Below are 12,546 nucleotides of genomic sequence, written 5' to 3'. Positions count from 1 at the left end.
CAATTGATCTTGATTGGTCGGCTCCGGTCGGAAAAGTTCCTGCTCGAACGATGCCGGTCGCCGTGCGAGCTTCCTCACGGAGTCCGGCGGGGCCGGCGGAGTCGCGAGGGAACGCGCGCCCGGCGCGGCGGCGGCCCTTCCGCCCCCGGAGCGGGGGGCTGCCCGGCCGCCGGGTCCCCGGGCCACCGGGTCCGCGGGCCGCCGGGCCGCCGGGCCGCCGGGCCGGGGCCGTCCGCTCGCGCGGTCGCGGGACCGCCCCCGCCGCCCCTTCGTGGCATCGCAGAAAAGACGGCGGAACGGTCGGAATGCGGCACCTAAGAAATGTAACTCCCTAAATACTACTTGTTCAATGTTTTCTTGTTTCGGTTAACGCAATTGAAGGGAGGGAATGCAGGGAGTGGGGAGAGCCAGGAAGAAGATGCACAGTTCATGGTTCCGGTGTCGCTATCCGGAATGATAAACGTCCCGCATCCACCTCGGCGGCGTAGGGGTCCGTACGGCGAGAGCGACTGCCGTCGTACGGGCGATGCACTCCGATCACGGTCCGGGACGACCCGGCAGGGCACCGCACCACGCAGTGAACACCAGGAGGCACCATGGCCACACCGCCCCCACCCACCACTACGACGGCCGCCGAGGCGCAGCCGCAGGTCCCGGCTCAGGCCCAGGCTCCGGCGCGGGCCCAGGTCCCGGTGCAGGCCCAGGCCGCGCCGCAGGCCCAGCCACAGGCGGCGGGCGTCGGCGAGGGCGTCGTCCCCGGTCCGGGACCGGAATGCGTCCCCCCGTCCGACGAGCCGCCCGCGCGACCGTGCTCGTGCTGCCCGCCCGGCCCTCCCGGGCCGCGGGGGCCGTCCGGGCCCCAGGGGCAGCCCGGCCGCTCCGGGCAGGCGGGTCCCCCCGGACCCGCCGGACCCGCCGGGGGGACGGGGCCCGAGGGCCGGACCGGTCCTCCCGGACCGCAGGGCGAGTGCGGTCCGGAAGGGCCCCCCGGGCCGCAGGGCCCCCGTGGCGTCGAGGGGCCGGTGGGCCCGGAGGGGGCGCAGGGCCCCGAGGGCTCTCCCGGCGCGCCCGGACGGGACGGCAGGGACGGGCAGCCCGGCGCCGCCGGCCTGCCGGGAACCGACGGGCGGGAGGGACCGGCCGGACCGCGGGGACCGCAGGGCACCCAGGGCGACCCCGGACCGGCCGGCCCCGCCGGTCCCCGGGGGCCACGCGGTCCCCAGGGGGACCCGGGAGACCCGCCCTGCCGCGATGAGCTGCGGCAGCTCATCCGGGAAGCCCTCGCCGACCTCGGTCTCGGTACGGCCGCCTGACCCGCGCGCCGGCCGGGCGCCGTAGCGGAGGCCACCGGTACCGCGCGGCACCGACGGAGAGGAACGCCGGCCGCCTCGTGAGGGGCGACCGGCGTTCCCGAGTCGAGAGGCGAGAGGCGAGAGGCAGGGAGTCGGGCGGGCTCCCCGTATCCCGGCCACCGGCCGGCCGGTGGCCGTCTCCCGCGTGCGCGCCTTTCACCGGGAACGCGTCACCGTAGTTCCAGAACGGACCCGAAAAGGCCGCTTTCCGTTTTCCTTTCCTTCCGGCCGACGCGCGATTTCCGAGTCTGTTTCCTGTCGCTGTCGCTGTCGCTGTCGCTGTCGCTGTCGCTGTCGCTGTCGCCTTTGCCGGCTGTCCTCGTCCGTCGCCGACCTGCCCGGAGTGCGCGGGCGGTAAGAGAAGTGTGGCGCCGGGCCGGACGCGCTCCGGAACGCGCCGGTAATTCGCGGAACGCTCCGGGGCTCCCCGTAACGCTACGGGAATGCGCGAGACGCCCCGGCTCTCCGGGATGCCCCGGGGCTCCCCGGCGCGCTCAAGGGCCCGCCGGGCCCGCCGGCCCCGCCGGGCCCGCCGCCGGGGCACACGCGTCCGCGACCGGCGCGTCGAGGGCGGTCCCCGGTTCCGGACGGCACGCGGAGCCGGAGAACCGCACGTGCGCACTACAGTGGGCGGGACTGTCCGAAGCGGCGGACGCCCCTCCCGGGGGCGGCGGCCGTCCGAAGAGCGGCGGAGCCGGCGGCGGCCGGTGACGTGGCGCGCCAGATGATCAGGGAGCGCATGACGTGCGGCCGGTAGGCAGCAAGTACCTCCTGGAGGAGCCGCTGGGACGCGGCGCGACGGGCACCGTCTGGCGTGCGCGGCAGCGGGAGACGGCGGGCGCGGAGGCGTCCGTGCCGGGCGAGCCCGGCGAACTCGTCGCGATCAAGGTCCTCAAGGAGGAGCTCGCGAACGACGCGGACATCGTGATGCGCTTCCTGCGTGAGCGCTCGGTGCTGCTGCGGCTCACCCACCCCAACATCGTCCAGGTCCGCGACCTCGTCGTCGAAGGCGATCTGCTCGCCCTCGTGATGGACCTCGTCGAGGGCCCCGACCTGCACCGCTACCTGCGCGAGAACGGCCCGTTCAGCCCGGTCGCGGCGAGCCTGCTGACCGCGCAGATCGCCGACGCGCTCGCCGCCAGCCACGCCGACGGCGTCGTGCACCGCGACCTGAAGCCCGCGAACGTCCTGCTCAGGGACGACCCCGAGGGCGGGATGCACCCGCTGCTCACCGACTTCGGCATCGCCCGCCTCGCCGACTCCCCGGGCCTCACCCGCACCCACGAGTTCGTCGGTACCCCGGCCTACGTCGCGCCGGAGTCCGCCGAGGGCCGCCCGCAGACCTCCGCCGTCGACATCTACGGCGCCGGAATCCTGCTGTACGAGCTGCTGACCGGCCGCCCGCCCTTCCGCGGCGACTCCGCGCTGGAGGTGCTGCACCGCCACCTCAGCGAGGAACCGCAGCGCCCGCAGAACGTCCCGGAACCGCTGTGGACCGTCATGGAGCGCTGCCTCAGCAAGAACCCGGACCGCAGGCCCAGCGCGGAGAACCTGGCCCGCGCGCTGCGCACCGTCGCCGAGGGCGTCGGCGTGCACGCCAACTCGGCGCAGATCGCGGCGGCCGACGGGGTCGCGGCGCTGCTCGCCCCGGACCCCGACCCCGCCCCGGTCCCCGAGGTGCCGGGCGCGGCCGACCCGACCCAGGTCCTCCCGCACCACGCCGGCTCCTACGACCCGGCGGCCCCCACCGACGTCCTCCCGCGGACCGGCGAGCGCACGCCCGCCGGTCCGGACGCCGAGCCGACCTCCGTGCTGCCGGGCAACCAGGGCGCCGCCGACCCCACGGCCGTCCTGCCGCCCGTGCCGCCCGGCTCCGGCGACCCCGGGCAGCCGCACCCCTGGCAGAACCAGATGCGCGCGGCGCGCGACCGCAACGAGCAGACCTCGGTGCAGTACGTCGACCCGGAGCAGGATCCGCTGCGCCGCAGGCCGCAGCGCCGCCCCGCCCCGCCCCAGCAGCCGCAGAACCGGCCGGGCCCGCAGGGCTACGGCCACCCGCAGCAGCCCCAGCAGTACGGCGGGCAGCAGCAGCCCTACCCCCGGCAGCAGCCCTACCAGACGCCGCAGCCGCCCGAGTACGCCCCGCCGCCCGCGCGGCAGCAGCGTCCGCAGCCGCAGCAGCGCCAGGCGCCGCCCGCCGCCCCGCCGCCCGCGCGCCGCGAGCCGAGGCCGCCGCGCGAACCGCGCAGGCGCAGCGCCAACCCGATGCACATCCCCGGCCTCGGCTGCCTCAAGGGCTGCCTGTTCACCGTCGTGATCCTGTTCGTCGTGGGCTGGATCGTGTGGGAGGTCAGCCCGCTCCAGGACTGGATCGGCAGCGGCCGGGGCTACTGGGACCAGCTGACGACCTGGGTGTCGAAGGTGGGCGGCTGGATCAGCGACCTGACCGGCAACTGAGACGGGCCGCCCGTGCCGCCCGCCGCGACGGGCGGTGGGCGGCACGCGCGACGGCGGCCGAGCCGACAAGTCGACTTACTCCTGCCGTCACCCGCCGCGCAAAGCGGGAGAAACGCCCACGAAACGACGGGCCGGGGTGGCGTATGCGCCGATCCTGGACACAGGACCCCCCGGGACGCGCGTAACTTTGCGGTCCATCGCCACCTCACGCCCCGGGTCGCGCCGGGGCCCGACCTGTCGGAGCAGTTTTGGCACGCAAGATCGGCAGCCGGTACACCGCTCACCAGATCCTCGGGCGGGGCAGCGCCGGGACCGTGTGGCTGGGCGAGGGACCCGGGGGACCCGTCGCGATCAAGCTCCTGCGCGAGGACCTCGCCGCCGACGAGGAACTGGTCGGCCGCTTCGTCGGGGAACGCACCGCGCTGCTCGGCCTCGACCACCCGCACATCGTGTCGGTCCGCGACCTCGTCGTGGACGGCAACGACCTCGCCCTCGTCATGGACCTCGTACGCGGCACCGACCTGCGCACCCGGCTCGACCGTGAACGCCGTATGGCCCCCGAGGCCGCCGTCGCGATCGTCGCCGACATCGCCGACGGTCTCGCCCTCGCCCACAAGGCCGGGGTCGTGCACCGCGACGTCAAGCCGGAGAACATCCTGCTCGACATGGAGGGCCCGCTCGGTCCGGGCGGCGCGCACCCCGCGCTGCTCACCGACTTCGGCGTCGCGAAGCTCATCGACTCGCCGCGCCGCACCCGCGCCACCAAGATCATCGGGACGCCGGACTACCTGGCCCCCGAGATCGTCGAGGGCCTGCCGCCGCGCGCCGCCGTCGACATCTACGCCCTCGCGACCGTGCTGTACGAGCTGCTGGCCGGCTTCACGCCGTTCGGCGGCGGCCACCCCGGCGCGATCCTGCGGCGGCACGTCACCGAGACCGTCGTCCCGCTGCCCGGCATCCCCGAGGAGCTGTGGCAGCTCCTCCTCCAGTGCCTGGCCAAGGCCCCCGCCTCCCGGCTGCGCGCGAGCGAACTCGCCGAACGCCTGCGGGACCAGCTGCCGCTGCTGGCCGGCATCCCGCCGCTGGACGTCGACGAGCCGGACTCCGCCGAGGACGGCGCCCCCGCCCAGGGGCCGTACGAGCAGACCGGGCAGGAGCCCTCCGCCGAGCCCGAGCGGCCCCGGCGCGGAGCGGTACCGCTCGTGCCGCGCGCCACCGAGTCCGACTCGGGCCGCGACACCCACACCAGCATGCGGGTCCCCGGACCGGACGAACTCTCCGGCGGCCCGCGCGGCACGGCCCGCGCCCCGAGGGCCACCGGGGCACCCCGCCCCGGAGCGGCCCGCGCCCGCGCCGAGGCCGTCCGCCGGCGCCGGGTACGGGTGGGGGTGGGCGGACTGCTGCTGGCCGCGGTCCTCGGCGTCGGAGGCTGGTTCGCCTTCGGCGGGGGCGAGGACGGGGGATCTCCGCGGCCGGGGATCTCCGCGAGCCCCTGACCAGCGCCCCGGGCCGTCGGCGGGGGGCCGCGGAAGGCTCGCACGGGCTCCCCGCCGCGACCCGTTACCCTGATAGACGTGGCAGTCGTCGATGTATCCGAAGAGCTGAAGTCCCTCTCCTCGACCATGGAGTCGATCGAGGCCGTCCTCGACCTCGACAAGATGAGGGGGGAGATCGCCTCTCTGGAGGAGCAGGCGGCCGCTCCCTCCCTGTGGGACGACCCCGATGCGGCCCAGAAGATCACCAGCAAGCTCTCGCACCTGCAGGCCGAGGTCCGCAAGGCGGAGACGCTGCGCGGCCGTATCGACGACCTGAGCGTGCTGTTCGAGCTCGCCGAGGACGAGGACGACCCGGACGCCCGCGCCGAGGCGGAGAACGAGCTGACCTCGGTCCGCAAGGCGCTGGACGAGATGGAGGTCCGGACCCTGCTCTCGGGCGAGTACGACTCGCGTGAGGCGGTCGTCACGATCCGCGCCGAGGCCGGCGGGGTCGACGCCTCCGACTTCGCCGAGAAGCTCCAGCGCATGTACCTGCGCTGGGCGGAGCGCCTCGGCTACAAGACGGAGCTGTACGAGACCTCGTACGCGGAGGAGGCCGGCATCAAGTCGACGACTTTCGCCGTGCACGTCCCGTACGCCTACGGCACGCTCTCCGTCGAGCAGGGCACGCACCGCCTGGTGCGCATCTCCCCCTTCGACAACCAGGGCCGGCGCCAGACCTCCTTCGCGGGCGTCGAGGTGCTCCCCGTGGTCGAGCAGACCGACCACATCGAGATCGACGAGTCCGAGCTGCGCGTCGACGTGTACCGCTCCTCGGGCCCCGGCGGCCAGGGCGTCAACACGACCGACTCCGCGGTGCGGCTGACCCACCTGCCCACCGGCATCGTCGTGTCCTGCCAGAACGAGCGCTCGCAGATCCAGAACAAGGCCAGCGCGATGAACGTGCTCCAGGCCAAGCTGCTGGAGCGGCGCCGCCAGGAGGAGCAGGCCAGGATGGACGCCCTCAAGGGCGACGGCGGCAACTCCTGGGGCAACCAGATGCGTTCCTACGTCCTGCACCCGTACCAGATGGTCAAGGACCTGCGTACGGACCACGAGGTCGGCAACCCGGAGGCCGTGTTCAACGGCGAGATCGACGGCTTCCTGGAGGCCGGCATCCGCTGGCGCAAGCAGCAGGAGCAGCAGGCCGCCTGAGCTTCCCCGCGAGGCTTCCGCGCACCCTCCGGCACCGTCCCCGCGGCGGACGCCCGCGCACCGGCCGGCCCGGTCCTCCGCGAGCCGTGTCCGTACCTTTGTCGACAAGGCAACTGCCCGTCATGGCTGGGCAGTTGCCTTCTCGTCGTGCCCTTCGCCGGATGGCGGGGGCGTACACAATCTCTTGACATGGCCAAGTGCCGCAATCCGGTCAATAGCCCCGCAACGCGCTTGACGCGCCCATGCGGAGACCGCAAGGCTGGCGCGCGGCATGCGTGTTTCTGGGGCGTGTGTGAACGGGGGAGCGGTCCAGAGCCCCCGGTGTCCACGGCCCTCTGCACCGCCGCACCCGACCTTTCAGCTACTGGGGGTAGCACGCTCATGACGAAGAAGATGCGGGTCCGCGTGGCGCGAATCGCGGCCGGCGCCGTGATCGCCGCCGGCGCCTCGCTCACCGCCGCCGGGGCCGCACAGGCTCTGGAGTTCTCCTCTCCCGCGCCGTCCACCAGCGCGGACGACCCGTCCGACCCGGGCACCGAGCCGACCGAGCCGGGCGGGGACGACCCCACGGAGATCCCGGGTACCGACCCGACCGACCCGGGTACCGACCCGACCGACCCCGGCACCGACCCCACGGACCCCGGCACGGACCCGACCGACCCGGGTACCGACCCGACCGACCCGGGTACCGACCCGACCGACCCGGGCACGGACCCGACCGGCCCCGGCACGGAGCCGACGGACCCGGGCACGGACCCGACCGGCCCCGGTACCGAGCCCACCGACCCCGGCACGGAGCCGACCGACCCGGGCACGGACCCCTCCGGCCCCGGCACGGAGCCGTCCGGCCCGGGAACGGACCCGAGCGAGCCCGGCACCACCGACCCCTCCGGCAACCCCTCGCTGCCCGCCCAGGGCGGTAGCGGGAGCACCCCGGGCGCGGGCGGCCAGGACGACGTCTCCGGCCCCGGCACCGACAACGCCGGTTCGCAGCCCGTCGAGCAGGGCGAGGTGAAGGACGAGCTGGCCGAGACCGGTTCGGGCGACACCACCTTCCTGATCCTCGGTGCCGCCACGATGATCGCGGGCGGCGTCGGCTTCCGCTTCCTGCCGCGCCTCGCGGGCAACCGCACCGCCGCCTGACCCCGGGCCGCGCGGGAGTACGCACCACGAGGGAGGGGCCCGGGGCCCCCCGGCCCCGGGGGGCGGGCCCCCCCCCCCGCGGGGGGGGGGGCCCCCGGGCCCCCCCCCGGGGCCCCCCCCCCCCCGCCCCCCCCCCGGCGCCGGGCCCCCCCCCCCCCCCCGCCCGGGCCCCCCCCCCCCGGCCCCGGGCCCCCGGGCCCCTCCCTCAGGTCGTCGGCGGCCACGCGGCCGCCCTCGTGGCGCCGCCGGCCCCGCTCAGCCCGCCCGGTGGGCCAGCAGCGCCACCACCGCCACCAGGACCACCAGTACGGCCAGCAGCGCCGCCGGGCTCAGCCCGCCCAGCGGTCCGTCCTGCTGAAGCCGCTCCCGGCTCGCGCGGCACACCGGGCACCTGCCCTCGCTCACCGGCCCCGCGCAGTTCGCGCACACCAGTCGGTCGTAGGTCATGCGCACCATCCTCCCGCGGCACACCGCGTCAGACGCCGGGGAATCCCGGACGTTCCCCTCTCCACTGTGCCAGCTCCCCGGGCGTTAGGCGCGCCCCGGCCCCGGCCGTGCGCCCCGGCCGCGGTCCGCGCACGGTTTCGGACGCCCGCTTTGCCCCTGAAGATGCCCGTGTTTACCGAAAGCCCCCCGCCGGCGCGGGGCCGTCGCCTGCGCGTCCTACCCCGGTTCGCGTATGGTCACGCACACCTACCCCCAGCCAGCGATCCGTGGTGCATTCGTGATCCGATTCGACAACGTCTCCAAGACCTACCCCAGGCAGAACCGGCCGGCGCTCAGGGATGTCTCCCTGGAGGTCGAGCGCGGCGAATTCGTCTTCCTGGTGGGGTCCTCCGGTTCCGGCAAGTCCACCTTCCTGCGGCTGCTGCTGCGCGAGGAGCGCGCGAGCCACGGACAGGTGCACGTCCTCGGCAAGGACCTCGCCCGGCTCTCCAACTGGAAGGTGCCGCAGATGCGGCGCCAGTTGGGCACGGTCTTCCAGGACTTCCGGCTGCTGCCCAACAAGACCGTCGCGCAGAACGTGGCCTTCGCCCAGGAGGTCATCGGCAAATCGCGCGGCGAGACCCGCAAGTCGGTGCCGCAGGTGCTCGACCTCGTGGGCCTCGGCGGCAAGGAGGACCGGATGCCGGGCGAGCTGTCCGGTGGTGAGCAGCAGCGCGTGGCCATCGCGCGGGCCTTCGTCAACCGGCCCAAACTGCTCATCGCCGACGAGCCCACCGGCAACCTGGACCCCCAGACCTCCGTCGGCATCATGAAGCTGCTGGACCGGATCAACCGGACCGGCACGACCGTCGTGATGGCCACCCATGACCAGCAGATCGTCGACCAGATGCGAAAGCGCGTCCTCGAACTGGAGACGGGCCGTCTGGTCCGCGACCAGTCGCGCGGCGTCTACGGCTATCAGCATTGAGCACGCGGCGCCACGGGGCAGGGCCGGCCGCCCCGCCGGCGCCCTGAGATCCTGAAAGGACGCCATGCGCGCCCAGTTCGTCCTGTCGGAGATCGGGGTCGGTCTCCGACGCAATCTCACGATGACCTTCGCGGTGGTCGTCTCCGTCGCCCTGTCCCTCGCCCTCTTCGGTGCCTCGCTGCTCATGAGCGATCAGGTCAACTCGATGAAGGGCTACTGGTACGACAAGGTCAACGTCACCGTCTTCCTGTGCAGCAAGACCGACGCGAAGGACCACGAGGCCTGCGCGAAGGGTGCCGTCACCCCTGAGCAGAAGTCCCAGATCCTCGCCGACCTCAAGAAGATGCCGGTCGTCGACACCGTCCAGCACGAGTCCGCCGACGAGGCGTACAAGCTGTACCAGAAGGAGTTCAGCCGCTCCCCGATCGCCTCCCAGCTGACCCCCGACCTCATGCAGGAGTCCTTCCGCGTCAAGCTCAAGGACCCGAAGGACTACGCCGTCGTCGCCTCCGCCTTCAAGGGGCGCGCGGGCGTGCAGTCGGTGCAGGACCAGCGCAGTATCCTCGACAACCTCTTCGGGCTGCTGGACGGGATGAACTGGGCCGCGCGGGCCCTCATGGCGCTGATGCTGGTCGTCGCGCTCATGCTGATCGTCAACACGGTCCGGGTCTCCGCGTTCAGCCGCAGGCGGGAGACCGGCATCATGCGCCTGGTCGGCGCCTCCGGCTTCTACATCCAGGCGCCGTTCATCATGGAGGCCGCGGTCGCCGGGCTCATCGGCGGGATCGTCGCCTGCGGGTTCCTGGTCGTGGGCCGCTTCCTCATCATCGACGGCGGCCTCAACCTCGCGGACAAGCTGAGCCTGATCGACTTCATCGGCTGGAACGCCGTCATCGAGAAGCTGCCCCTCGTCCTCGCCACGAGCATCGTGATGCCGGCCATCGCCGCGTTCTTCGCCCTGCGCAAGTACCTGAAGGTCTGAGGCACTTCCCGCCACGGGAAGCCCCCCGGCGCCGCACGGTCCGTCAACGACCGCGCGGCGCCGCTTCCTTGTACGCCCCGCGAGGCCCCCGTCGCGGACCGCGGCCCGCCCCGCGACGGCTTCCCCCACGCCCGGCCACGGTGTCCTAGACTCCCCGCCATGCCGGATTCCGACGCCTTTCCCCGAAGCCGGTCCACCCGTTCCGGCGGCCGCGGCGCCGCCCTGCCCCTGCTGTTCGCGGGCGTCCTCGCGGCCGGGGTCTGCGGCGGCTGGCCCCCGCAGACCGCCGTCGCGGGCCCCCCGGACCCGGAGGCCGCCGCGGCCCGGCCCGCCCGGCCGGCCCCGCCCACCGGGTCCCTGGAGGGCCGCGGGACGGACCCGGCCCCCGTGAGCCGGGGTGGCGCACGCTGGGACGCCGTCTACGACCCGGCGGGCTGGAGCGCGTACCGGCGCTCCCTGGAAGGCGCGTACACGGGGGTCGGCCTGTCCGTCGCCCACGACGCCGGGGGCGCCCTGCGCGTACGGCGCCTGCGAGGGGGCGGCCCCGCCGATCGGGCCGGACTGCGCGCGGGCGACCGCCTGCTCGCCGTGGCGGGCCGTACGACGGCGGGCCGGCCCGTCACCGAGGTCGTCGCCCTGCTGCGCGGCGGCCCCGGCGCGAGCCCCGGCTCCCCGGTCACCGTGCGCGTGGCGCGGGCCGGCCGCGAACACACCGTGCGACTGCGCCGCGCCACCGTCACGACACCCCCGGTGACCGTGCACCCGCTGGGGGCCGAGGCCGTACGCATCAAGGTCAGCGCCTTCACGAAGGGTTCGGGGGCCCGGCTGCGGGAGGCGGTCGCCGAGGTCCCGCACGGCACCGGTATCGCGCTCGACCTGCGGGGCAACCCCGGCGGACTGGTCACCGAGGCCGCCGACGCGGCGGGCGCCTTCCTGGACGGCGGACTCGTCGCCACGTACGAGGCGCACGGCGCCCAGCGGGCCCTCTACGCCGACCGCCCGGACCCGGGGGAGCCGGGCCCCGACGCCCGCAGACCCGTGGTCGCGCTCGTCGACGCGGGGACGATGAGCGCGGCCGAACTCCTCACCGGGGCGCTCCAGGACCGGGGCCGGGCCGTCGTCGTCGGCGAGAGGACCTTCGGCAAGGGCTCCGTGCAGCAACCGGAGCCGCTGCCGGACGGGGGCGCCGCCGAGCGCACCGTCGGCCACTGGCGCACCCCCGCGGGCCGCGACGTGGACGGCACCGGCCTCGTCCCGGACGTCCCCGGCGGCGACGAGCAGGCCCGTACGGTATTGAGTGGCCTCGGACACCCCTCGTAGTGCGAAAATGGACGGACCATGGCTAAGGAAAAAGGACGCAAGCTGGTCGCGCAGAACAAGAAGGCGCGCCACGACTACACCATCATCGACACCTACGAGTGCGGAATGGTGCTCAGCGGTACGGAGGTCAAGTCGCTGCGCCAGGGCAGGGCGTCCCTGGTGGACGGCTTCGTGCAGATCGACGGGCACGAGGCCTGGCTGCACAACGTGCACATCCCGGAGTACACGCAGGGCACCTGGACCAACCACTCGGCGCGTCGCCGCCGCAAGCTCCTGATGCACCGCGAGGAGATCGACAAGCTGGAGACGAAGTCCCAGGAGACGGGGCACACCATCGTCCCGCTCGCCCTGTACTTCAAGGACGGCCGCGCCAAGGTCGAGATCGCCCTCGCGAAGGGCAAGCGCGAGTTCGACAAGCGGCAGACCCTGCGCGAGAAGCAGGACACCCGCGAGGCCCAGCGCGCCATCTCGGCGGCCCGCCGCAAGCAGCGCGCGGCCTGAGCGGCACCGGTCCGCGCCCGCGGTGACGGTGGCGGTGGCGGTGGCGGACGGATCGGACCGGGCGCGCGGGAATGCGCTGGCCCCGGCCCGCGTTGTTCACGTACGATGGGCCACGCACCCTTGGAGGTGCGGGCGACCGGCGCCTTCCGGGGCGGCGGTCTTGACAACACCACATGGGGATGATCGGTTTCGACAGCGGATGTCGAAGCAGGGGAAGCGAGCCGAGGAAGCGGCAATGATCTCGTAAACCATATGTCGCAAAAAATAATCGCCAATACCAAGCGCGATTCCTCCGCCTTCGCCCTCGCTGCCTAATTAGCAGCTAAGCGAAGACTCTGCGGAGTGTCAGCCCGGGAGTGTTCCCGACCCGGATCCTGGCATCAGCTAGGGAACTAAACCACTAGACCCGGTCACGGGGCCTGGTGGGAAATCAAACAGTGACTGAGCCCGTCGGAGACTTGTCCGCGAGATCTCCGGGGCCGAGAAAAGCGAAGCGGACTGCGCTCGGAGAAGCCCTGGTTCCGCACCGTTGGACGCGGGTTCGATTCCCGCCATCTCCACCACCCCATGTAAAGCCGTGGGGGCCCCCCCCCAAAAGTTGGGGGGCCCCCCCGTTCTTTTTGTGTGGTGGGCACCACCAAGCGCGCCAAACCCCCCACCAACCCCCGGGGGAATGGGCGGACTTAG

The 12,546-nt window shown here is 73.7% G+C and carries 9 protein-coding genes and 1 other RNA gene; 9 read left to right on the top strand and 1 reads right to left on the bottom strand.

The genetic code is table 11. The features are described from left to right. Positions 1–2,096: 2,096 nt before the first annotated feature. The 4 genes from ACFYMP_RS29700 (at position 2,097) to ACFYMP_RS29685 (ending at position 7,642) form a co-directional block, all read left to right on the top strand. Positions 2,097–3,809, top strand: a complete 1,713-nt coding sequence (locus tag ACFYMP_RS29700; RefSeq protein WP_388863316.1) for a serine/threonine-protein kinase — start codon at positions 2,097–2,099, stop codon at positions 3,807–3,809. Between the two features lie 248 nt (positions 3,810–4,057). Next, positions 4,058–5,305: a serine/threonine-protein kinase gene (locus tag ACFYMP_RS29695; RefSeq protein WP_388863314.1), complete on the top strand. Its 1,248-nt coding sequence runs from the start codon at positions 4,058–4,060 to the stop codon at positions 5,303–5,305. A gap of 78 nt (positions 5,306–5,383) precedes the next feature. After that, positions 5,384–6,499, top strand: a complete 1,116-nt coding sequence (gene prfB / locus ACFYMP_RS29690) for a peptide chain release factor 2 (protein ID WP_388863312.1) — start codon at positions 5,384–5,386, stop codon at positions 6,497–6,499. Between the two features lie 381 nt (positions 6,500–6,880). Beyond that, positions 6,881–7,642: a hypothetical protein gene (locus tag ACFYMP_RS29685; RefSeq protein ID WP_388863310.1), complete on the top strand. Its 762-nt coding sequence runs from the start codon at positions 6,881–6,883 to the stop codon at positions 7,640–7,642. Positions 7,643–7,897: 255 nt separating this feature from the next. Here ACFYMP_RS29685 and ACFYMP_RS29680 read toward each other — a convergent pair whose 3' ends face one another. Further along, positions 7,898–8,089 (bottom strand): hypothetical protein, encoded by a 192-nt coding sequence (locus ACFYMP_RS29680; protein WP_388863308.1) that lies wholly within the window; start codon positions 8,087–8,089, stop codon positions 7,898–7,900. A 277-nt stretch (positions 8,090–8,366) separates the two neighbouring features. On the opposite strand from ACFYMP_RS29680, the gene ftsE reads away from it, so the two are divergent. From ftsE to ssrA, 5 genes are all read left to right on the top strand, one after another. Beyond that, a complete protein-coding gene (gene ftsE, locus ACFYMP_RS29675) occupies positions 8,367–9,056 on the top strand; it encodes a cell division ATP-binding protein FtsE (protein ID WP_388863306.1) in 690 nt (229 codons plus the stop codon). Between the two features lie 64 nt (positions 9,057–9,120). Beyond that, positions 9,121–10,038, top strand: coding sequence for a permease-like cell division protein FtsX (gene ftsX, locus ACFYMP_RS29670; protein ID WP_388863304.1), 918 nt, complete (start codon positions 9,121–9,123; stop codon positions 10,036–10,038). 159 nt (positions 10,039–10,197) lie between these two features. After that, the gene (locus tag ACFYMP_RS29665; protein WP_388863302.1) at positions 10,198–11,358 is read left to right on the top strand and encodes a S41 family peptidase; all 1,161 of its coding nucleotides are present in this window, start codon (positions 10,198–10,200) and stop codon (positions 11,356–11,358) included. Between the two features lie 18 nt (positions 11,359–11,376). Further along, positions 11,377–11,859 carry an SsrA-binding protein SmpB gene (gene smpB, locus ACFYMP_RS29660; RefSeq protein WP_388863300.1) on the top strand — a complete coding sequence of 161 codons (483 nt, stop codon included), beginning with the start codon at positions 11,377–11,379 and terminating at the stop codon, positions 11,857–11,859. 175 nt (positions 11,860–12,034) lie between these two features. Then, positions 12,035–12,422, top strand: a transfer-messenger RNA (tmRNA) gene (ssrA, locus tag ACFYMP_RS29655). The last annotated feature ends 124 nt before the right edge of the window (positions 12,423–12,546 follow it).

Origin of the sequence: Streptomyces sp. NPDC007088, assembly GCF_042869355.1 — a bacterium.
GTDB lineage: Bacteria > Actinomycetota > Actinomycetes > Streptomycetales > Streptomycetaceae > Streptomyces.
Note: the sequence above shows the minus strand (reverse complement) of the source record. Positions and strands in the feature narration are given on the sequence as shown.